This window comes from Macrococcus animalis, from assembly GCF_047425875.1.
Lineage (GTDB): Bacteria > Bacillota > Bacilli > Staphylococcales > Staphylococcaceae > Macrococcoides > Macrococcoides animalis.
Genome location: NZ_CP179727.1, coordinates 1,913,137 through 1,935,615 on the forward strand (window position 1 = coordinate 1,913,137; position 22,479 = coordinate 1,935,615).

Consider the following 22,479-nt stretch of genomic DNA (forward strand, 5'->3'; position numbering starts at 1 on the left):
AATTATATGTAAATTGTTTATATAGTTATTGTAAATAATAATAAGATACACAATTTTCGAATAATTGTTATAATAATATTAATTTACTTAAAGGAGCAAAGGTACATGAGAGACTTAGGGATTTATTTTGGAACATTTGCACCATGTCATGTAGGACATTTCGAACAAATTATAAGAGCAAAACGTGAAAATGAACATGCTTTAGTAATAGTTTCAGGATATGCTGGAGATCGTGGTGATCAAGCAGGAATGAGTTTAAATAATCGTGTGAAAGCAATGCGTGAACTATTAAAAGATGATACAAATGTAACGGTATTAACTTTAGATGAGTCAGACATACCACGCTATCCTGATGGCTGGGCACCGTGGCTAGCTTTATTGCAAGAGAAGATTCAAACAGCAGCTACAGAAAATGAATATGCAATGAAAAGTGTCACATTTTATGTTGGAGAAGATGAATATATTCAGCCATTAGATGAATATTTCAATAAAGTGTTTACCGAAAGTGATGTTCAAATTACAAAGGTAGATCGCAGAATAACAGGGATTAGTGGAACATCAATTCGGGAAAATCCGATATATAACTGGGACTTTGTAACGCGTCCATTCCGTCGCTTCTTTGTTAAAAATATATTAGTCGTAGGAACAGCCAGTACTGGAAAAACGACACTAGTTCGTGACTTAGCAAGACGTTATTCGACGTCATATTCATTAGAATACTCAAGAGAATATCAAACAACACGTCAAGTACGTGATGATGAATTAGATATTAAAGATTTACATGCTATAGGGATTGGTCAGTTTGAATTAAACAGAAAGCACATTCATTCTCCAGGTACACGTAAAGTATTCTTTGCAGATACAGATGTGATGACGACAAAACTTTATACGAAGTTATATGCACCACCAGAAGATTATGAGAAAATAGCACCAGTATTTGATTACTACATATCATTACAAACATGGGCGCTGATCATTGTATTACCACCAACTACACAATACGTGGATGACGGTTTTCGTGATATGAGTATGGCGGACAAACAAGCAAGACTAGATATGCATCAAATGTTCTTAGATGAAATCAAATATCAAGGACTTGAAGATAAAACGGTCGTGTTAAAAGGTGAAAGCTTCCAGGAAAAATATGAACAAGCGCATCTATTAGTAGACGAAATACTTGCAGATGGCAAAGACAACTAAGAAGGAGAAGCGGCATGTTTTTAATTAAAGACTTTAAGGGGTTTACACTATTTGAAAAATTATTCTTTGGTTTATATTTTTTAGCTCAAGTTGGTATTCTTATTTATTTTTATGAGCCAAATAAACCAATCGATTGGATTAATATTATTGCTAGTATAACTATGATATTAAGTTTAATTATGAGTGCAAAAGGTCGTTTATCAACATTTGTATATGGTTTAATTGCCTTACCTTTATATGGTTGGATTAGTTATCAAAGAGGATTATATGGTGAAGTTGGACTGCAATTTGTATTTATTACTTTCCAGTTTATAGGGTTTTATGCATGGGTATCAAACAGACATTCTAATCATCTAACAGAAGATCCGGATGTTAAAGATGTAGATACTAAAGGACTTAATAAGAAACAATGGTTATTCACAATTATTTCAACGATAACAGGATATACAGTTATCACTTCAGTATTATTATTTATACATGCGAAGCAACCTTTTGTAGATAGTATTAATGTAAGTTTGAACCTAGTAGGTCAAATATTAATGACACTTAGATTTAAAGAACAGTGGTTTTTCTGGATAGCAGTAAATATTGTTTCAATAATATTATGGATTCGATCAATGTTTGTTGAAGGTGGAAAGATTGACGATGAAGGAATAAGCATGGCTGTCATGTGGCTTGCCGCTTTAATAAATTGTGGTATTGGATATTATAACTGGAAAAAACTCCAAGTCGATACTCGAATTTAATATTAAATCTCTCTTTTGTTATTAAGAGAGATTTTTTTATATTTCGATTATACTAAAGCAAAAGGGAGGGGAAATATATGAAATTACAAAGTGTGATGTTATATGTGAAAGATCAAGCACAGGCTGTTAAGTTCTGGACAGAGGTTATGCAATTTGAAATTATTGGTAAGACACCATTAATGGAAGATTATAAATCATATGAAATTGGTGCGACTAAAGAGAGTGAAACAACGATAGTATTATTCGATCGTGAGTTCATCGAGAAATATAGTCCTGGAGTAACTTTGGATGCACCATCTTTAATGTTCCAAGTTGATGATTTGCACGCTTTATACAAACGCATGAAATCAATGAATATTACAGTTGGAGAGCTTGTAGATATGCCAACGGGTAAAGTGTTTAATTTCTCTGATTATGAAGGTAATTATTTTGCAGTTTCACAAATGAAATAGTTAAAAGGGCTCTTACCGAGTCTTTTTATTTTGAATATTTTTATTTGCATTGTATATATAATGTAAGAGGTGAGTTACATGGATAAAGCTTTATTGAAGGAAGAAATATTAAAAGCACATCATTTTAGACATGCAACACGTAAATATACAGGTGATAAAATACCGCAAAATGATATGGAATTTATTCTGGAAGTTGCAAGACTGAGTCCATCTTCAGTTGGTTTAGAGCCGTGGCGTTTTGTAGTGTTAGAGAATGAAGAGGTAAAAGCAAAAATAAGTGAAGTTGCGTGGGGTGCGAAGAAGCAACTCGCAACAGCAAGTCATTTCGTGTTAATTTTAGCGAGAACTGATGCACGTTTTGATTCAGAATATTTCTACAATCATTTTGAAGCGCGTCAACCTGATAAAGAGAAATTAAAGCGTATGATTGAAATATATGAAGAATTTCAAACAGAACATATTGAAGTGGTTGATTCTGATCGTGCTTTATTTGATTGGTCGAGTAAACAAACCTATATTGCTTTGGGTAATATGATGGCTGCAGCTGCTCAAATTGGTATTGATTCTTGTCCTATTGAAGGCTTTGATTATCAAAAGGTGAATGCTATATTAGCAGAAACGGGTATAATTAATCCACGACATGAAGGTATATCTGTAATGGTGTCATTTGGTTATCGTGAATATCATCCGCGTACCGATAAAATTAGAAAGCCTACGAATGAAGTCATTACTTGGAATTAATGATTTGTAAATTCTATGTAAATGTAGAACGTTAATCTTTAAAGAATCTTAATATAGGTTGTATCCTTTCAATGATAAAATAGATAGTGAATTATAAAGTCTATAAATGAAGAGGTGTCTATATGTTTAAAGATTTAGCGACTTACACGATTGGTGAACTAGATCCATTTTTCCAATTATTCGTTTTCGAACCAATTATCATTATTATTATCGCAGTGTTAGTTGCAATTTTGACTAAAAAATCTTGGCTAATGGCTGTAGTTATCATCGTATTAAACTTAATTGATAGTGGTATTGATGCTAACTTTGCATTCGGTGCTGAAGGTATCGGTTCAGTAATATCTCACACATTCACATATTTCTTTGCGAATTTCTTCTCAATGTTTTATGAATTCGTAATTAGTTTCATTATTGCAGGATTACCATTCATGCACAGTAAGTTTGGAATTGCTTAACTTGTTGAATAAAAAAATTGAAGTCAGTTACTGACTTCAATTTTTTTATGCTTATTTTGTTCTAATTAATTATTATTTATTCATGCATTGCTTTATATTGTTTAGCTTTATCGGCATATTCTTGTTGTATGCGTGCCATATCTTGTTTATCTTCTTCTGTTAGTTCTCTTATCACTTTGGCAGGGCGTCCCATCGCAAGCATTCCGGGTGGAATCTTTTTACCTTGAGTAAGTAATGAGCCAGCACCTAAAAATGCACCTTCCCCAATTTCAGCACCATCCAACACAGTTGAGTCCATTCCAACTAATGCACCTTTACGAATGATACTTGAATGTAGAGTAACACGGTGGCCAACAGTTACATTGTCTTCGATAATTAATGGTGCATCAGGTGATTGATGTAAGCAACATAAATCTTGCACATTTGAATGTTCTCCGATAATTACAGGACTAACGTCTCCACGTATGACTGTTCCATACCAAACTGATGCGTCTTTCGCGATTTTTACATCACCTGTGACGATTGCATTTGGTGCAATAAATGCACTTTTGTGTACTTCTGGATAATTACCATCATATTCATATAACATATATTAACCTCCTAGCTTAAGTTTTGTTATAATAATGATAACATTGTTTCAACATGTAAAGAAATTATAAAAGGAGTATCACTATGTGGAAATGGGAAACTGAAAAAGCGCCAAAAGGGATTGTCGTCATCGTACATAATATATTAGAACATCATGGAAGATACGCTTGGTTCATCACACATTTAAGACGCGATGGCTATCACGTTATCATGGGGGACTTGCCTGGACAAGGTCAAACATCACGAGTTAATAAAGGACATATCGAAAACTTCGATGAATATAGAGAGAAAGTGTTAGAGTGGATTGAAGTTGCTGAAGAATATCACTTACCCGTATTTTTATTAGGTGTGGGTTTAGGTGGATTAATTGCAGTTAACTTATTAGAAAGAGTGAATATCAAACTTGAAGGCTTGATGTTAATCTCCCCATTATTCGGTTTTCAAAATACTGTCACAACACGAAAAAACTTTTTAGCATCGGGTTTAAGTTCTATTTCAAAAGATGCAAAATTTGATATGAATATACCTTTGGAAGATTTCTCAAGAGATAAAGAAATTATTGCTGAAATGAAGAGTGACCCATTAATGCTCCAAAAGGTAAGTTTCAATTGGTACAAATCAATTATTGAAAGTATGAAAGATACGATGGAGAATATACATAAAATAAATGATATTCCAGTGCTTCTAATGTTTTCAACATATGATCGCATAGCTGATATAGAACAAATTAAATTATTTTCACAAGAAATTAAGTCATCAGAAATTTATATTAAAGATTGGCGAACATTATTCCATGAACTTCATAATGAACCTGAAAAAGATAATGTTTTATATTATATCGAATCATTTATGAACAACAGAATGAATTATATTGGGTTGATAACCGATGAAGTGGGTATAGATTAAGATATTGTTAGGGAGTAGAGGGTGAAATTTAATGTCGAAACATAAACATGAAGTAAGTGACATGGTACTATTAAATGATTTGCAAAAAGAAATTGATGATATCTTTGAATTAATTTCTTCGGAATTTAATTTAACTAAAGAAGAGTATATTGTAATGGTAACCTTATGGGATAAGGGACCTATGCCGATGAAAGAGCTTGATAAGTACTTAGATATAAAACCGTACAAAAGGACCCGCTTTTATAATAACTTAGTGGCCAATGGATGGATAAAGAAAGTTAGACCCGCTGATGATGAACGAACAGTTATGATTTATTATAACGAAGATAGAGTATCAGAAAAGGACAAAATTGTAGATGTAGCATGTTCAAGTTTGAAAGGTAAAAAAGAAATGTTGAAACGTCAATTTGATGCGATTATGGATATTTGTGGTTAATATTTAAAGGTAAAAACAGAAGTGACTATACAAATTGTATAGTCACTTCTGTTTTATCTTTTCTCAATACCTACTACAAATGGAGGATTATTTTTTTGGTTAATAAATTCATATTTAAAGATGTGTGCTGTATTTTGATCAATTTTTGATAAGTGTTCAAGTACAGCTTTTTTTTCAATTTGACCTTCGTCGTGTCCTGGATAAATGACAAGAATGATAATCCCTTGTTTTTCAAGGATTGAGAAGATATTGTCAATCGCAACAATGGTTGTTTCGGGTAATGTGACAATGGATTTATCACCTTTTGGCAGATAACCAAGATTGAATATTGCAAGTTTTACTGGTTCGCTAACTACATCTAGAACATGCTGATGACCCATTTGATGAAAAGTGATATTGTTAAATGCTTTAGTTTTTTCAATTGAATTGTCAATGGCTTGGGTTTGTATATCAAATGCATGAACATGTCCTGTATTATTTAAAGTCTGTGCTAGAAATAGCGTATCATTGCCATTTCCACATGTCGCATCAATAACAGTTACATTCTGTTCAATATATTTTGTGATTAATTCACGTGCGAAAGGTAATATACCGAGTGCTTTCATTTATACAGATTCCTTCTTGAAGTGTTTTCCCTGATAACTATCACGTTTCTTTAGTTCAGCATCAATACCGTTTAACACTTCCCATTTATTAACACTCCACATCGGTCCTATCATTAAATCGATTGGCCCATCTCCGGTAATACGATGAATTATCATTTCTTCAGGCAATACTTCTAATTGATCAACAACTAAATTCACATAGTCTTCTTGACTCATGAATTCAACCATGCCTTTTTCATATTGTTTCACCATGGGTGTTCCTTTTAATAAATGTAATAAATGAATTTTTATACCTTGGACATCCATTTGAGCGACAGTTCTTGCAGTTTCCATCATCATTTCGTAATCTTCAAGCGGTAAACCATTGATGATATGTGTACAAATATTAATATTATGCTTACGTAGCTTTGCAATCCCATCGTAATAACATTGCATATCGTGAGCACGATTAATGATGTTGGACGTCTTTTGGTGAACAGTTTGAAGTCCAAGTTCTACCCACAAATATGTTCTTTCATTTAATTCAGCTAAATACTCTACAACATCATCTGGTAGGCAATCGGGTCGTGTGGCAATTGATAGTCCTACTACACCAGGTTGCGCTAAAGCTGCTTCATATTTTTCTTTTAATACTTCTAAAGGTGCATGAGTATTGGTGTATGCCTGGAAATAGGCGATATACTGTCCGTCTTGCCATTTCTCATGCATTTTATTTTTAATCTTTTCGAATTGAACAGGAATCGGATCTACACGATCTCCAGCAAAGTCTCCACTTCCGGCTGCTGAACAGAATGTACAGCCACCAAATGCTACTGTACCATCTCTATTTGGACAGTCAAAGCCACCTTCTAAAGCGACTTTGAAAATTTTCGTGCCAAATTTTTGTCTTAAGTGATAATTCCATGTATGATAAAGTTTTGAATCAAGTGCATATTTAAATTGTGTCATTTATTCTCCCTCTTTCTTAACATAAGGATTTTAACATATAATAGAGTGAATCGGAAAAAAATAATATTAAAGAAGGAAGGTAACTTTCGTGAAAATGCCGAAATTAGTATGGCTTTTAGTTATCGGAATGGCAGTTAATGTGACGGGGGCAAGTCTAGTTTGGCCATTAAATACGATATATTTACATAATGAACTTGGTAAAAGTTTGAGTTTAGCAGGATTAGTATTAATGCTCAATTCTTTCGCCTCTGTACTCGGTAATTTACTTGGGGGTACTATGTTTGATAAATATGGTGGTTATCGTTCTATTTTAATAGGTATCTGCATTTCGATGCTGAGTTTAGTTGGAATCATCTTTTTACATGGTTGGCCATGGTATGCAATATGGTTGATTATTTTAGGATTTGGATCAGGGATTGTATTCCCATCGATTTATGCAATGGCGGGTACTGCGTGGCCACAAGGGGGTCGCAAGACGTTTAATGCGATTTATTTATCACAAAACATTGGGGTAGCACTAGGAGCCGCACTTGGTGGATTTATTGCAGAAATGAGCTTTGATTATATATTTATTTTAAATTTACTATTATATATTGTCTTTTTCTTTATTGCTTTCTTTGGATATAAGTCAGCGAAAGTAGTGCAAACAGGTGGGAATGTCATGAAGGATGTCGGTAACATAAAAGATAAATATAAATTTACAGCATTATTAATGATCTGTGTAACATATTGTGTATGTTGGATTGGTTACGTTCAATGGCAATCTACGATTTCTAGTTATACACAAGAACTAGGTATTTCTTTAAAGCAATATAGCTTACTGTGGGCAATTAATGGAGTATTGATTATAGCTGGACAGCCATTTATACGTCCAGTTATTCATTTAATGAGTGAGAAAATTAAATTACAAATTGCGACAGGACTTGTCATCTTTATTATTTCGTATATCGTTACGAGTTTTGCACAAGACTTTACGATGTTCGTAGTTGGCATGGTTATTTTAACGATAGGTGAAATGTTCGTATGGCCAGCTGTACCTACGATAGCAAATGAGTTGGCACCACAAGGTCGCATGGGTGTATATCAAGGTATTGTCAATTCAACGGCAACACTTGGGCGTGCAATAGGTCCAGTGCTTGGTGGAGTGATAGTCGATATGTATAATATGCATATCATGTTCTACACTATGATTGGCTTTGTGTTAATTGGCTTTATATTCTTATCTATTTATGATAAGAAATTAAAACAAACGGCATTATAAAATGAAAAAGTTTAATTTTTACACCAAAAATTTAAAATATTTGCATAATTCAAATTAATTGACTACGATGATTTATAATATTTTAATAAAAAACTTGAAAAAGCATATCCTCTCCTTTATAGTAGATATATCTAGAGTATTAATAAGTTAACATTTTTAAGAAAGTCAGTGGTTGCTGTGAACTGGTATTTGTAACTTATGAACTTGCTAGTGTCGAATATTATAATTAAAGCTGCACTTTTGAAGTGAATTGCGGGTGGTACCGCGGTTGTCATAGATGACAGTCGTCCCTTATTTTAGGGATGGCTGTCTTTTTTTATTGAAAAGGAGGAAATATAATGAGTTATAATCATCAAACCGTAGAAAAGAAATGGCAAAAATATTGGTTAGATAATAAAACGTTTAAAACATCAGAGGAGATGGATAAACCGAAATTTTTCGCTTTAGATATGTTCCCGTATCCTTCTGGTGCAGGATTACATGTGGGACATCCTGAAGGTTACACTGCAACAGATATTGTGTCACGTTTCAAACGTATGCAAGGCTATAATGTTTTACATCCGATGGGGTGGGATGCATTTGGTTTACCTGCAGAGCAATATGCAATTGATACAGGGAATGACCCAGCGGAATTCACCAAGAAAAATATTGAAACATTTAAACGTCAAATTCAAGAATTAGGTTTCAGTTATGACTGGGATCGTGAAGTGAATACCACAGACCCAGAATATTATAAATGGACACAATGGATCTTTATCCAGTTATTTAACAAAGGATTAGCATATGTTGATGAAGTGGCAGTAAACTGGTGTCCGGCATTAGGCACTGTTTTATCAAACGAAGAAGTCATAGACGGTGTATCTGAACGAGGCGGACATCCAGTCATCCGTAAACCAATGCGTCAATGGGTACTTAAGATTACTGAATATGCAGATCGTTTATTAGAAGATTTAAATGAGTTAGACTGGCCGGAATCATTAAAAGACATGCAACGAAACTGGATTGGTAAATCTGAAGGTGCTGAAGTGGCATTTACTGTTGAAGGTAAAGACGCAGCATTTAAAGTATTTACAACACGCCCTGATACAATTTTTGGTGCAACATATGCGGTATTATCACCTGAACACGCATTAGTTGACACAATTACTACGGATGAACAACGTGAAGCGGTTGAAGCTTATCAAGAACAAGCAAGCCGCAAGTCAGATTTAGAACGTACGGATTTAGCAAAAGACAAAACGGGTGTATTTACAGGTAGTTATGCAATCAATCCATTTACAAATGAACAGATACCTATTTGGATTTCAGATTACGTATTAGCATCATATGGCACTGGAGCAATTATGGCGGTACCGGCACATGATGAGCGTGACTATGAATTCGCAAAGCAATTCGGATTAGACATTAAAGCCGTACTTGAAGGTGGCGACATTGAAAAAGAAGCGTTTACTGGAGACGGTGTTCATATTAATTCAGGAGAACTCGATGACTTAAATAAAGAAGACGGCATTGCACGTGCGATTGAAATGCTTGAAGCAAAACAAATCGGTGAAAAGAAAATCTCTTATAAATTACGTGATTGGTTATTCTCTCGTCAACGTTATTGGGGAGAACCAATCCCTGTAATCATTTGGGAAGATGGTTCAATGACGACAGTTCCAGAAGAAGAGCTACCATTGATGTTACCTAAAACAGATAAGATTATGCCTTCAGGTACAGGTGAATCACCATTAGCGAACATTGATGAATTTATCAATGTTGTCGATCCTGTAACTGGCATGAAAGGCCGTCGTGAAACGAATACGATGCCACAATGGGCTGGATCTTGCTGGTATTACTTACGTTATATCGATCCACACAACACAGAAGCATTAGCGGACCCTGAGAAATTAAAATACTGGTTACCAGTAGATCTATATATCGGAGGTGCAGAACATGCAGTACTTCACTTATTATACGCACGATTCTGGCATAAAGTCCTTTATGATTTAGGCGTAGTTCCAACAAAAGAACCATTCCAAAAGTTATTTAACCAAGGCATGATATTAGGTGAAGGTAACGAAAAAATGAGTAAGTCTAAAGGGAATGTTGTAAACCCAGATGATGTAGTTGCAAGTCACGGCGCAGATACATTACGTTTATATGAAATGTTCATGGGACCTCTTGATGCTTCAATAGCTTGGAGTACCAATGGTTTAGATGGTGCACGTCGTTTCTTAGATCGTGTATATCGTGCATTTGTAACTGAAAATGGAACTTTAAATGAAAAGGTTGTGGAAGACGCAACACCAGAACTTGAAAAGGTATACCACCAAACAGTGAAGAAAGTAACAGAGGACTATAATACTTTAGGCTTCAATACTGCAATTTCTCAAATGATGGTGTTTATAAATGAAGTGCATAAACATGATACGGTTAGCAGAGAATATGTCGAAGGTTTTGTGAAATTATTATCACCAATCGCACCACATTTAACAGAAGAAATATGGGCTATCTTGGGTCATACTGATACAGTAACGTATGAAGCGTGGCCGACATTTGATGAAAGTAAACTTGTAGATAATGAAGTTGAAATCGTGATTCAAGTGAACGGAAAAGTGAAATTAAAAGCAAAAGTTGCTAAAGACATGAATAAAGAAGATTTAGAAGCATTTTCACTAGCACAAGAAGCAATCAACACACTAATTGAAGGTAAAACAATCCGTAAAGTGATTGCAGTACCCAATAAATTAGTGAACATCGTAGCGAACTAGGGGTTAAAATGAATATTTCAACAAAAGAATTTATAGTAAAAGTTAGGAATCATGAGGATATTAATATTATAGATGTACGTGAACAATTTGAAGTAGAACAAGGCATGTTAAAAGGGGCATTGCATATCCCGATGAATGATATACCTGAACAGTTGGCGTCTTTAAACCGTGAAAAAGTATATTATATCGTCTGTGCGCATGCCGTTAGAAGTGCCAACGTTACAGATTATCTTCTAGCAAATAACTATAAAGCTATTAATGTTGAAGGTGGCATGGCAGTTATAGAACCGATGTTAGAAGCATAAAAAAAGATACAACCCAGATACTAAAATGTATCTGGGTTGTATCTTTTTTGACTGGCTCATATTTACCTACAACTTATCCCCGCGACATAACCAGTCACGAGGGCACTGGTAATATTATATCCTCCTGTGTAACCGTGTATATCTAAAACTTCACCGCAGAAATAGAGATTATTATGTATTTTAGATTGCATTGTTGCTGGGACAATTTCTTTAACCGAAACACCGCCACCTGTAACAAATGCTTTATCAATAGATAGTGTGCCGTTAACGGTAAATGTAAACGCTTTTAATAAATCGATAAATATTTTTAACTTCTCCTTCTTTAAATGATGTCCACTATCTTCCAAATTGATTTCGGCACGGTCTAGCAGAAAGTGTAAGTATCTTTCTTGAACGAGTCCTCTCAAACTATTTTTTACAGATTTATCTTTATTGTCGTTAATCATTTTTTCAATGTGTTGTGTTAATTGTCCGCTTGTCATATCAGGAAAGACGTCAATCATCATTTGAATATCTTCTTTCTTTTGGCTTCTTTGTTCGTGATAAATGAACTGAGAACAACGTAAAGCTGCTGGTCCAGATATACCAAAGTGAGTAAATAACATATCCATTTGATGTGTAATACGCGGTTTGCCATTTTTTCGAAGTACACTTAAACTAATGTTTTGTAAACTTAACCCTTGTAAAATTTTTGACTTAATAAAAGTTTCATTAGAAGTTATGGGCACTTCAGTTGGAAATAAGTCAGTAATTGTATGTCCTGCTTGCTCAGCAAATACGTATCCATCACCTGTAGAACCAGTATGTGGTACAGATTTACCCCCGGTTGCTATGATAATGTTATCAGAATAGACTGGAATATTGTCTGAAAGCATTACACCTTTAATAATATTATCTTCTATGATTAGTGATTCAACCTTAGTCGTTGTTTTGACGTCAACGTTGTTATTAATTAATTGTTGTTTTAAGGCATTAACAACATCTTTTGCGTTGTTAGATACAGGAAACATACGTCCATGATCTTCTTCTTTTAAAGCGACGCCTAGGTGTTCAAAGTATTCAATAATAGCATAATTATCAAATGTCTGAAATGCACTATATAAAAATTTTCCGTTACCAGGTAGGTGTTTAATCAGTTCTTCGTGTGTCACGTTATTAGTCACGTTACAACGACCACCACCAGAGATTTGTAATTTACGACCGAGTTGATCTTTTTTATCAATAAGTAATACCTTTTTCTTACTTTCACTTGCACTAATTGCGGCCATTAAGCCACTTGGGCCACCGCCAATGACAATTGTATGATACATAGTTGTTTCCTCCGTTCGCAATTATTATACAATTTATTTATGGTAAAATATATGAATTGAGTAGTTAAAAATTTATAATGGTGGTATGATAATTTACATTGAAAATTTGTTATTACATATATTATAGTCATACTCAAAAATAATGAGATAGGGATGAAGTTATGTCACAGAGAGATTCACTCGTCAGAAGTACATTTTTACTGACCGCGAGTATATTTATTACTAAAATTTTAGGGATACTTTATATTATTCCTTTTTACGCAATTATTGGTGGAGAAGAAAACTTAGCTCCGTATAACATGGCATATCCTCCATATGTTGTTATGCTGACAGTCGCAGCAGGAGGGATTCCTTTAGCAGTAGCTAAATATGTATCTAAGTATAATGCAATTGGAGCCTATAAAGTCAGTTATAAGTTGTATAAGTCGTCATTACTTGTAATGGGGATGACAGGTTTCTTAGGATTCGTTTTATTATATTTCTTAAGTCCCATGATTGCCGAAGCATCACTAGCAGGGTCGGAGGGCAAATGGACTGTTGAAAATATTACAGAAATTATTCGCATTATATCATTTGCAGTATTATTTATTCCATTTCTTGCAACATGGCGCGGTATATTCCAAGGATACGACTCTATGGGGCCGACTGCTGTATCACAAGTTATTGAGCAAATTGCACGTATCTTATTCTTATTAGGTGGAACGTTTATCGTTCTCAATATTATGGATAAATCAATGTTACTTGCCAATGAAATCGCAGTATTTGCAGCTGCAATTGGGGCAGTAGCAGCCATCCTTACACTTTGGTACTACTGGAGAAAGCGAAAACCATTTATTGATCAAATGGTAGAATCAGATGAGTCTAATACTAATGTAAGTTACAGCAGCATGTACAAAGAAATATTAAAATATAGCATTCCTTTTGTAATCGTAAGTTTATGTGTACCACTATATACAACGATTGACCAATTTACACATAACTACGCATTAGGTTTAGCTGGTGTTCCCGGTAAAATGAATGATATGTTATTGACTATATTAAATACAACCTCTAATAAACTAGTTATGATTCCAACGTCACTTGCGGGTGGATTTGCAATTAGTTTAGTACCGTCAATAACGAGAACACATGCCTCAGGAAAAATAAAAGAGATGCACCAACAAATTAAGACAACGTTTGGTCTATTAATGTTCTTAACTGTACCAGCATCACTTGGTATAATGGTATTGTCTGCGCCTCTTTACACAGTGTTTTATAGCTACAATCCAATTGCCAATAATATTCTATTCTATTACGCACCTGTTGGGATATTACTCGCATTAGTTTCTGTTACTGCGGCAATGATGCAAGGTATTGATAAACAGAATTTAACTGTATATATTGTTCTTATAGCACTAGTAGTGAAGTTAATTATAAATATTCCATTAATAATGGCGTTCCATACTGTTGGGGCAATCCTTGCAACAGCAATCGCAATGACGTTAAATATTGTTTGTAACTTATATGTTATTAAGAAATATGCTGGTTTTCAATATAGAACAACAGCACGTCAAATGCTCATGATTACGTTGTATAGTTTACTTATGGTATTAGCTGTACAAATTGTGTATTTGATATTGATTCAATTTTTGACAGTTTCGGATAAAATGGATGCGCTTATTATTTTAGTGATAGGGGCTGTAGTAGGTGCGTTAGTATATGCTTCATTATCTATGAAATCAAGGTTAGCTGATCAATTTTTTGGTGCACGTATACAGTCTTTAAGAAATAGGTTGACGCGATGAGATTAGATAAATTTTTAAGTAATCATGGTGTAGGTTCAAGAAAAGAAGTAAAAGCATTGCTCAAGAAAAAAGTGATTACAGTTAATGATTTAGTTGTTACAAAGTCAGATGTTAAAGTAAATCCTGAAATAGATACAATTATGGTTCAAGGTGAAACTATTCACTTTGAGCCATACGTTTATCTTATGTTGAATAAACCACACGGTGTTGTATCCAGTACACAGGATAAAGATAAAACAGTTATTGATTTGATTGATGGTCTTGATCATTATGATTTACATCCAGTCGGTCGATTAGATAAAGATACTGAAGGATTATTAATTTTAACAAATGATGGTCAATTCTCACATGACGTTTTAAGTCCTAAGAAGCATGTGGATAAGACGTACTTTGCAAAAATAGCTGGCGTCGTAAGTGATGACACAATTAAAACATTTTCAAAAGGTGTAACGCTAGAAGATGGTTATCACACAATGCCTGGGGATCTTTCAGTTATCAGTGTAGATAATAATAATCAAATGAGTGAAATAAATCTTGTTATTCAAGAAGGTAAGTTCCATCAAGTAAAGCGTATGTTTGAAGCGGTCAATATGAAAGTAACATATCTTAAGCGCATTAAAATGGGTGATCTCTGCTTAGATGAGAATTTAAAAGTTGGAGAATATAAGAAACTGACGCAAGATGAAATAAATTTAGTAAGAAAATGAATTTATATGTTTAGTCATATTCATCATGGGTATAATTACAGTACAAATCAAAAGAAGAGGTGTTTTATAATGGCTAACAACAATCAAACAGGTTTATTAAAAGCAGCATTAGTAATCGGAGGTACTGCAGTAGCAGCATTCTTATCAAAAAAAGAAAACAGAGATAAAGTTTTAGATGAGTATAATAAAGCGAAACAAGATCCTAAAGCGTATGCAGATACTGCAAAAGAAAAAGCAGCGAACTTACAACAAGTTGCTAAAGAAGAAATCAATAAAGCGAAAGAAGATCCAAATGCTTACAAAGCAAACTTATCTTCTAAAGTACAAGAAAAAGCAGCACCATTAAAAGAAAAAGCAGCACCGATCGCTGAAAAATTTGGTAAAAAAGATGGTTCAATCGAAGAGGAAAAACAAAACTTCGATGACGAAGGTGGCGCTAATAACATCCATATCGTTACGGATAAAGATGTAGCGAATAACAATCCTAACGCTGTTTCAAAAGACGAACTATAATTTAGTGTGATTAAGTCAGCTGATGCTGGCTTTTTTATTTTGTTCATTATGACTATTATCATTTTCAATTCCTTTATGTATCATGTAATATAGGAATATATCGCACGAGGAGGAATCAATATGTGGAGAGAAAAAGTTGCACAATATGAAGATAAGATTATTGAAGACCTTACAGGTTTATTAAATATAGAAAGTGTTCGTGATGATAGTTTAGCTGATAGTGACAATCCCGTTGGACCTGGACCACGTAAAGCTTTAGATTATATGTATGAATTAGCAAATCGTGATGGCTATGCGACAGTTGATATTGACCATATTGCTGGACGTATAGAAGCGGGTAAAGGTGAAGATATCTTTGGTGTCTTATGTCATGTTGACGTAGTACCTGCTGGTAGCGGTTGGGAATCTGACCCATTTAGTGCAGTTGTTACTGACGATAAAATTATTGCTCGTGGAACTTTAGATGATAAAGGTCCAACAATTGCTGCCTATTATGCCATTAAAATATTAGATGATATGAAAGTGGACTGGAAGAAAAAAATCCATATTATTATTGGAACAGACGAAGAATCAGGTTGGAAATGTACAAATCGTTATTTTGAAACTGAACCAATGCCTGATTTAGGGATTGCGCCCGATGCTGACTTCCCACTCATTCATGGAGAAAAAGGTATTACTACCTTTGATATTATTCAAAATAGTAATGAAGAAAGCGCAACTGCACCCGAAGTTGAATTAAAAGCCTTTAAGGCTGGTGAACGTTATAACATGGTGCCTGACTTTGCTGAAGCAAAAATCGAAGTAAAAGAAAAAATGGATACAGTTATCCAAGCATTTGAAGGATATTTATTAAACAATAAATTAACAGGTAAACAATTTGTTGAGAATGGACAAATATCACTTCAAATCGAAGGTAAGTCAGTACATGGTATGGAACCATATAAAGGTGTGAATGCAGGTCTGTACTTAGTTAATTTCTTGAATACTTTAGATTTAGATAAAAAAGCTAAATCATTTGTCAATTTCGGTGATACTTACTTATTTGATTCTCATTTCGGTGAAAAATTAGGTATGGCATTTGAATCTGAGGAAATGGGTCAATTAACAACAAATTATGGTGTCATCAGCTATACTGACGTCGACGGTGGACATTATGGCGTTAATTTAAGATATCCTAATGGTTTTGATTTTGAAGCTGAAATTAAGAAATTTGAAGAGAAAATTGCTATTGACGGGTTTGAAATTGAAATTGAAACACATCAAGTACCTCATTATGTTGATAAAAATGACCCATTCGTTCAAAAGTTATTAACAGCTTACCGTAACCAGACAGGTGATATGACTGAACCATACACAATTGGTGGCGGAACATATGCTCGTAATTTAGAAAAAGGTGTAGCATTCGGAGCGATGTTTAAAGACTCTGAAGATTTAATGCACCAAAAAAATGAATATATTAGTAAAAAACAATTATTTGATGCAACTGCAATTTATTTAGAAGCAATTCATTCTGTATGTGTAGAAGGTGAGTAACATGGTAATATTTTTAAATGGTTCGTATGTATCAAATGATGCAACAATTAGTTATAACGATCGTGGTATACAATTTGGCGATGGTATTTATGAAGTGGTTCGAGTTTATCATGGCGAATTATTTACTGCAACAGAACACTTTGAACGTTTAGTTCGAAGTGCAGCTGAGATTGCAATAGAAACAGAATATACTACTCAAGATTATATAGATATCTGTAAACAGTTAATTGCAAAAAACAATGTTGACAATGGTACGGTATATATTCAAGTGACGCGTGGCGATGCACCGAGAAATCATGCTTACCCAATAGACGTAAAACCCAATGTATTACTATATACCAATACATCAGAACGTCCTATGCAAGATATGCAACAAGGAATTAAAGCCATCACAGCAGAAGACTTTAGATGGCTACGTTGTGATATTAAAAGCTTAAATTTATTAGGTAACATTATGAATAAACAAAAAGCTGTGACTGCTGGTGCGAAAGAAGCAATACAAATTCGTAATGGTATTGTGACAGAAGGTGCATCTAGTAATGTATTTATCGTTAAAGAAGGAAAAATCATTACACACCCTGCAAATAATTTCATTCTTAATGGCATTACGCGTCGTGTGATTAAAGAAATTGCAGATGCTGAATCCATCCCGTTTGAAGAAGTTACATTCGATGAAAAAGCTTTAAAAGACGCTGATGAAGTGTTCATTTCTAGTACGTCTCTTGAAGTCATGCCTGTCGTTGAAATTGATGGAGAAAATGTTGGCCAAGGTCAAGTCGGACCAGTAACAAAGCTATTGCAAAGCAAATTTGATGAGCAAATCATCACAAATCAAGCGTAATTAGACGCTTATTACACATGACGTTACATTTGAACATATATTCAAGATTCAAAAGAAACTTTGACTTGAATATTTTCATAAAAGGTTATAAAATTTAAATAAGTCGTTAAAAACGTTCGAACTAAAATAAGGCAAGAGATTATTCTCATTGCCTTTTCTTTTTTCTACTTTGGGAGGTGAACATGTTGGAACATTTCTATCAACTCGGTTGGACATTGGATTCCGCTGGTGGTGCTTCAGGAGAGGCATATATGGCAGAACAAGATGGTAGAAAGCTATTTCTAAAGCGAAATTCTTCGCCATTTTTAGCTGCATTATCAGCTGAGGGTATCGTACCTAAGCTCGTATGGACAAAACGTATTGAAACGGGTGAGGTTGTTACCGCTCAACATTGGAAAAATGGACGATCATTAACACATGAAGAAATGGGATCCGGACGTGTTGCGCAACTCCTCAAAAAAATTCATCGCTCAAAACCTTTACTGAATATGTTAAAGCGTTTAGAAATGAAGCCGATGTATCCTCATATTTTACTCAAGAAAATCAACAGTTCACTTTCTCGTAATGTACTTGCACATCATACGGTTAGAAAAGCGTTGATTTATTTAGAAGAACATATGCCAATTTTAGATGGTCAGTTTTATACGGTATGTCATGGAGATGTAAACCATAATAACTGGTTGTTATCTGATCAAGATGAGCTATTTTTAGTTGATTGGGAAGGTGCAATGATTGCTGATCCTGCAATTGATTTAGGGATGATTCTATATACGTATAGTAAAGAAGTTGACTGGGAACAATGGCTTTCAACATATGGTATTGAGTACACGATAGATTTAGAGAAACGTATGAAGTGGTATACGGTAATACAAGCGATTGCAATGGTTGAGTGGTACGAAGAGAAGAGTCGTTATCATGATATGAATGAATGGCTTAAATTTTTAGATGAAGTATTAACACAGAATAGATTTATTTAAAGGAGTAACACACATGAGAATGCGTAATAAGCCGTGGGCAGAAGATTATCTGCTTGAACATCGTGATATTGTTAGTATCGATTTATCGCAAAAAGACAATATCACTTCATGGTTTGATAATGAACAACCGATTCATATTGAAGTTGGTAGTGGTATGGGACGCTTCATTACTGAAATGGCAAAGGCACATCCTAATATAAACTATATTGGGATAGAACGTGATAAAAATGTCATGATTCGTATTGTAGAGAAAGCTATAGAGCAAGAGATAAAGAATTTACGCTTATTAACGGTTGATGCTGAGAAATTAACTGAAATTTTTAATCCTGATGAAATTGATCGCGTCTATTTGAACTTTTCAGATCCATGGCCGAAGACGAGGCATGCGAAGCGTCGATTAACGCATGCAAATTTCTTAAAGCTGTATGAAACGATTTTAAAAGCAGATGGTGAGATACACTTTAAGACTGATAATCAAAGATTATTTGAATTCTCACTTGAAAGCATGAGTCAATATGGTATGAAACTTAAAAATATTAACTTAAATTTACATGAGAATGAACCTGAAGATAATATTAAGACGGAATATGAGCAGAAATTTTCTGCGAAAGGCTTTAGGATTAATCGTTTAGAAGCGAGTTTTAAATAAAATAAATGAAAAGCTAATTCAAGGAGGGACAAAATCATTGTCTCGCCTTTTTTTTATTCATTATTTGGTGTAGACTTGAACTATTGAGAGAATTTTCTGACGGGAGGACACTATGTATAACTTTAATGAAAATGTTAGTCGCTTGAATACAAATGCTGTTCAAACAGAAATGATACCATTAATATATCAGCGACGTGATTTGATGCCTTTTTGGATTGCAGATATGGATATTAAAGTGCCAGAACGCATTACAAGTGCGATATCAGAACGTTTAAATCATGGGATATTTGGTTATACGAGTTGGAAGCATGATAACTTTTACGGCCCAATCAGGCATTGGTATAGTACCCGATTCGAAACAAATATATTAAAGCAAGATATTAGTTACGCTCCATCTGTTTTATTTACCGTAACCGAAGCGATTCGAATACTAACAAGTGAAGGTGATGGGGTTATTTTAAATACACCTTCTTATAATAATTTTATTAATTTAATTCAAGGAAATAAAAGAATGATTGTTGAAAATGAATTATTCTTTGATGGTTATGAATATACAATGGATTTCGTACAGTTTGAATATTTATGTCAGATGCCACAAAACAAAGTATTCTTATTATGTAATCCACATAATCCTACAGGTAAAGTATTTTCAGAACAAGAACTTCAAAAGATTATAGAAATCTGTAAAAAGAATGATGTTTATATTATCGCTGATGAAATACATATGGATTTTGTGAGACGTGGTAAACACGTAACATTAGCTAGATTTATGAAAGACTTTGATCAAATGCTTGTGACAACGTGTTTAGGTAAGACATTTAATGTATCTGGGATTCCGCATGCTTACTTTATTACGAAAGATAAATTTATGATGGAAGCCATCAATACGAAAGTGATGGCAGTATATGGTCTTTCTGCTGTAAATTTAGTGGCATTAACAATTATTAAGACAGCATATTTAGAATGTGCAGATTGGGTAGATGCATTAAATCAACATATTGATAATAATATGTTAATTGTAGAGGATTATATTGCGGATTATTTATCAGACTGTTTATTTTTCCAAAAGCCTGATGCTACATTTTTAGCATGGATTAACTTTGAGAAAAGTGGCTTTAGTGAAATAGAAGTACAAAATGCATTACAGAATGTTGGAAAAATAGCGACCGGGATTGGTAATACGTACGAATTATCAGCGAGTACGCACTTTAGATTCAACGTTGCATGTAGTGAAGGTAAATTACTCGAAGGATTAGAACGTATTAAGAAGTCGTTTGATTATTTGAAAGAAAAAGCAAAAGAAGAACAACATTAGTTGTTCTTCTTAGTGATTTAAATTTCTTTCGTGTCAATTAGGTCACCTGTATATGCATCAACTGTGAATTCGTAATCTTTATCGATAGTATTGATTATACCGCGGTAAATATGTGAGATTTGGCCGAACTTTTCTTGTTTCTCAGGTTCGTATACAATGACAGAGCCAGTAACTTTATCAAAAGTACTTGTAACTTGCTTCAATAGTGTTTCTGGATGTTGCATTGTCATATGGTTTCTTAATTGATACATTGCAATACCTGTAACGACTAACACAGGAATGATGATTTGATATTTTTTCATAATAAGTTCCTCTCATCGATGGATTTTAATGTATTCATTTTTTATGATTGATACTATTTTAACATAAGGAGCAAAAAACATGACAGAACAATTATTAAATACGATAAAAACATTAACAGAATTACACGGTGCACCTGGACATGAACGTTTAGTCCGTGATTATTTAATTGAAAGATTATCACCACTTGCAGATGAAGTAATGCAAGATGGTTTAGGTGGCGTATTCTTCGTTAAGAGATCAAATGAAGTAAATGCAAAGCGTGTGATGATAGCTGCCCACATGGATGAAGTAGGATTTATGGTAACGGATATTACAGATAAAGGTTTATTAAAATTCACTGGAATTGGTGGGTGGCCAGCAGATGTATTGCAAGCGCAGAAGATGAAAGTGCTAACTCGTGACAATAAACAATTTAGTGGTGTGATTGGAAGTGTGCCAGCACACTTTAGAACTGGAAAAGAAGAAATACTACAAATAAAGGATATGTTGTTGGATGTTGGTGCTGAAAATAAAGAAGAAGTTTTAGCAATGGGTATTCAAGTAGGTGATTCTATCGTACCAGCAGTAAACTTTGAGCAACTAACAGAAAACCGCTTTTTATGTAAAGCTTGGGATAATCGTTATGGTTGCACAATTATTGTAGATATATTGGAACAATTAAAAGATACGGATTTACCATATGATTTATATGTTGGCGCGAACGTGCAAGAAGAGGTAGGATTACGTGGTGCAGGTCCATCTGCGAATATGATACAGCCCGATTTAGCGTTTGTAGTTGATTGCTCACCAGCAAACGATACTGCAGGAAGTAATGCAAATGGTAAGCTAGGCGAAGGGACGCTTGTACGTATTATCGACCGCACAATGATTTTAAAGCCCTCATTTAAGATTTGGTTAGAAGAAGTTTATACGGCAAATAACATTGAACACCAATATTATACATCACCGGGGGGAACAGACGGTGGTGTAATTCATACAGCATTACAAGGTATTCCAACTGCAGTAATTGGTGTGCCTGCACGCTATATCCACTCAAATCACACAATCTTTGATATCCGCGACTATTATGCAGCACGTGATGGATTACTTGCATTACTAAAAGCTACAAATGATGAGAAAATTGAATATTTAAAAATGAATTAAATGCATGA

At 34.2% G+C, this 22,479-nt stretch carries 24 protein-coding genes; 19 read left to right on the plus strand and 5 right to left on the minus strand.

Annotated features, from left to right (window positions below; all coding sequences use genetic code 11):
• The first annotated feature begins 105 nt into the window (after nucleotides 1-105).
• The 5 genes from ACMGE9_RS10150 (at nucleotide 106) to ACMGE9_RS10170 (ending at nucleotide 3,594) form a co-directional block, all read left to right on the plus strand.
• Nucleotides 106-1,200: an AAA family ATPase gene (locus ACMGE9_RS10150; protein ID WP_414042650.1), complete on the plus strand. Its 1,095-nt coding sequence runs from the start codon at nucleotides 106-108 to the stop codon at nucleotides 1,198-1,200.
• Between the two features lie 14 nt (nucleotides 1,201-1,214).
• Nucleotides 1,215-1,946 (plus strand): nicotinamide riboside transporter PnuC, encoded by a 732-nt coding sequence (pnuC, locus tag ACMGE9_RS10155; RefSeq protein ID WP_414042651.1) that lies wholly within the window; start codon nucleotides 1,215-1,217, stop codon nucleotides 1,944-1,946.
• A 77-nt stretch (nucleotides 1,947-2,023) separates the two neighbouring features.
• Nucleotides 2,024-2,398 (plus strand): VOC family protein, encoded by a 375-nt coding sequence (locus tag ACMGE9_RS10160; RefSeq protein ID WP_414042652.1) that lies wholly within the window; start codon nucleotides 2,024-2,026, stop codon nucleotides 2,396-2,398.
• 78 nt (nucleotides 2,399-2,476) lie between these two features.
• Nucleotides 2,477-3,139 (plus strand): NAD(P)H-dependent oxidoreductase, encoded by a 663-nt coding sequence (locus ACMGE9_RS10165; RefSeq protein ID WP_414042653.1) that lies wholly within the window; start codon nucleotides 2,477-2,479, stop codon nucleotides 3,137-3,139.
• 122 nt (nucleotides 3,140-3,261) lie between these two features.
• Nucleotides 3,262-3,594, plus strand: coding sequence for a hypothetical protein (locus tag ACMGE9_RS10170; protein ID WP_414042654.1), 333 nt, complete (start codon nucleotides 3,262-3,264; stop codon nucleotides 3,592-3,594).
• A 76-nt stretch (nucleotides 3,595-3,670) separates the two neighbouring features.
• Here ACMGE9_RS10170 and ACMGE9_RS10175 read toward each other — a convergent pair whose 3' ends face one another.
• Nucleotides 3,671-4,183: a gamma carbonic anhydrase family protein gene (locus tag ACMGE9_RS10175; protein ID WP_414042655.1), complete on the minus strand. Its 513-nt coding sequence runs from the start codon at nucleotides 4,181-4,183 to the stop codon at nucleotides 3,671-3,673.
• An 83-nt stretch (nucleotides 4,184-4,266) separates the two neighbouring features.
• On the opposite strand from ACMGE9_RS10175, the gene ACMGE9_RS10180 reads away from it, so the two are divergent.
• Complete coding sequence (locus ACMGE9_RS10180; protein ID WP_414042656.1) at nucleotides 4,267-5,088, plus strand: alpha/beta fold hydrolase; 822 nt, start codon at nucleotides 4,267-4,269, stop codon at nucleotides 5,086-5,088.
• A gap of 31 nt (nucleotides 5,089-5,119) precedes the next feature.
• Nucleotides 5,120-5,524 carry a transcriptional regulator, SarA/Rot family gene (locus ACMGE9_RS10185; protein ID WP_414042657.1) on the plus strand — a complete coding sequence of 135 codons (405 nt, stop codon included), beginning with the start codon at nucleotides 5,120-5,122 and terminating at the stop codon, nucleotides 5,522-5,524.
• A gap of 53 nt (nucleotides 5,525-5,577) precedes the next feature.
• Here the strand turns inward: ACMGE9_RS10185 and ACMGE9_RS10190 are convergent, their stop codons facing one another.
• Both ACMGE9_RS10190 and ACMGE9_RS10195 read right to left on the minus strand, forming a co-directional pair.
• Nucleotides 5,578-6,129: a class I SAM-dependent methyltransferase gene (locus ACMGE9_RS10190; RefSeq protein ID WP_414042658.1), complete on the minus strand. Its 552-nt coding sequence runs from the start codon at nucleotides 6,127-6,129 to the stop codon at nucleotides 5,578-5,580.
• Complete coding sequence (locus tag ACMGE9_RS10195; RefSeq protein WP_414042659.1) at nucleotides 6,130-7,077, minus strand: TIGR01212 family radical SAM protein; 948 nt, start codon at nucleotides 7,075-7,077, stop codon at nucleotides 6,130-6,132.
• Nucleotides 7,078-7,165: 88 nt separating this feature from the next.
• Here ACMGE9_RS10195 and ACMGE9_RS10200 point away from each other — a divergent pair, with 88 nt between their 5' ends.
• The 3 genes from ACMGE9_RS10200 to ACMGE9_RS10210 all read left to right on the plus strand — a co-directional run bounded on the left by ACMGE9_RS10200 (nucleotide 7,166) and on the right by ACMGE9_RS10210 (nucleotide 11,396).
• Nucleotides 7,166-8,338 carry an MDR family MFS transporter gene (locus tag ACMGE9_RS10200; protein WP_414042660.1) on the plus strand — a complete coding sequence of 391 codons (1,173 nt, stop codon included), beginning with the start codon at nucleotides 7,166-7,168 and terminating at the stop codon, nucleotides 8,336-8,338.
• Nucleotides 8,339-8,676: 338 nt separating this feature from the next.
• Complete coding sequence (leuS, locus tag ACMGE9_RS10205) at nucleotides 8,677-11,091, plus strand: leucine--tRNA ligase (RefSeq protein WP_414042661.1); 2,415 nt, start codon at nucleotides 8,677-8,679, stop codon at nucleotides 11,089-11,091.
• Nucleotides 11,092-11,099: 8 nt separating this feature from the next.
• Complete coding sequence (locus tag ACMGE9_RS10210; protein WP_414042662.1) at nucleotides 11,100-11,396, plus strand: rhodanese-like domain-containing protein; 297 nt, start codon at nucleotides 11,100-11,102, stop codon at nucleotides 11,394-11,396.
• Nucleotides 11,397-11,458: 62 nt separating this feature from the next.
• Here ACMGE9_RS10210 and ACMGE9_RS10215 read toward each other — a convergent pair whose 3' ends face one another.
• Nucleotides 11,459-12,706: an NAD(P)/FAD-dependent oxidoreductase gene (locus ACMGE9_RS10215; RefSeq protein WP_414042663.1), complete on the minus strand. Its 1,248-nt coding sequence runs from the start codon at nucleotides 12,704-12,706 to the stop codon at nucleotides 11,459-11,461.
• Between the two features lie 161 nt (nucleotides 12,707-12,867).
• Between ACMGE9_RS10215 and ACMGE9_RS10220 the strand changes: the two genes are divergently transcribed.
• The 8 genes from ACMGE9_RS10220 to ACMGE9_RS10255 all read left to right on the plus strand — a co-directional run bounded on the left by ACMGE9_RS10220 (nucleotide 12,868) and on the right by ACMGE9_RS10255 (nucleotide 21,025).
• Nucleotides 12,868-14,490, plus strand: a complete 1,623-nt coding sequence (locus ACMGE9_RS10220) for a putative polysaccharide biosynthesis protein (protein WP_414042664.1) — start codon at nucleotides 12,868-12,870, stop codon at nucleotides 14,488-14,490.
• Nucleotides 14,487-15,197 carry a pseudouridine synthase gene (locus ACMGE9_RS10225; RefSeq protein ID WP_414042665.1) on the plus strand — a complete coding sequence of 237 codons (711 nt, stop codon included), beginning with the start codon at nucleotides 14,487-14,489 and terminating at the stop codon, nucleotides 15,195-15,197. The genes ACMGE9_RS10220 and ACMGE9_RS10225 overlap by 4 nt, the downstream gene beginning before the upstream one ends.
• Nucleotides 15,198-15,266: 69 nt before the next feature.
• Nucleotides 15,267-15,710, plus strand: a complete 444-nt coding sequence (locus ACMGE9_RS10230) for a YtxH domain-containing protein (RefSeq protein ID WP_414042666.1) — start codon at nucleotides 15,267-15,269, stop codon at nucleotides 15,708-15,710.
• A gap of 120 nt (nucleotides 15,711-15,830) precedes the next feature.
• Complete coding sequence (gene pepV, locus ACMGE9_RS10235; protein WP_414042667.1) at nucleotides 15,831-17,243, plus strand: dipeptidase PepV; 1,413 nt, start codon at nucleotides 15,831-15,833, stop codon at nucleotides 17,241-17,243.
• 1 nt (nucleotide 17,244) lies between these two features.
• Nucleotides 17,245-18,084 (plus strand): D-amino-acid transaminase, encoded by an 840-nt coding sequence (dat, locus tag ACMGE9_RS10240; protein ID WP_414042668.1) that lies wholly within the window; start codon nucleotides 17,245-17,247, stop codon nucleotides 18,082-18,084.
• Between the two features lie 185 nt (nucleotides 18,085-18,269).
• Entirely contained in the window at nucleotides 18,270-19,061 is a 792-nt protein-coding gene (locus ACMGE9_RS10245) for a phosphotransferase family protein (RefSeq protein ID WP_414044491.1), read from the plus strand.
• A gap of 13 nt (nucleotides 19,062-19,074) precedes the next feature.
• Complete coding sequence (trmB, locus tag ACMGE9_RS10250; protein WP_414042669.1) at nucleotides 19,075-19,710, plus strand: tRNA (guanosine(46)-N7)-methyltransferase TrmB; 636 nt, start codon at nucleotides 19,075-19,077, stop codon at nucleotides 19,708-19,710.
• Nucleotides 19,711-19,822: 112 nt separating this feature from the next.
• Entirely contained in the window at nucleotides 19,823-21,025 is a 1,203-nt protein-coding gene (locus ACMGE9_RS10255; RefSeq protein WP_414042670.1) for a MalY/PatB family protein, read from the plus strand.
• Nucleotides 21,026-21,042: 17 nt separating this feature from the next.
• On the opposite strand, the gene ACMGE9_RS10260 is transcribed toward ACMGE9_RS10255, so the two are convergent.
• The gene (locus tag ACMGE9_RS10260) at nucleotides 21,043-21,327 is read right to left on the minus strand and encodes a hypothetical protein (protein ID WP_414042671.1); all 285 of its coding nucleotides are present in this window, start codon (nucleotides 21,325-21,327) and stop codon (nucleotides 21,043-21,045) included.
• Between the two features lie 79 nt (nucleotides 21,328-21,406).
• Between ACMGE9_RS10260 and ACMGE9_RS10265 the strand changes: the two genes are divergently transcribed.
• On the plus strand, nucleotides 21,407-22,471 hold the full coding sequence (locus ACMGE9_RS10265; RefSeq protein ID WP_414042672.1) for a M42 family metallopeptidase: 1,065 nt from the start codon (nucleotides 21,407-21,409) through the stop codon (nucleotides 22,469-22,471).
• The last annotated feature ends 8 nt before the right edge of the window (nucleotides 22,472-22,479 follow it).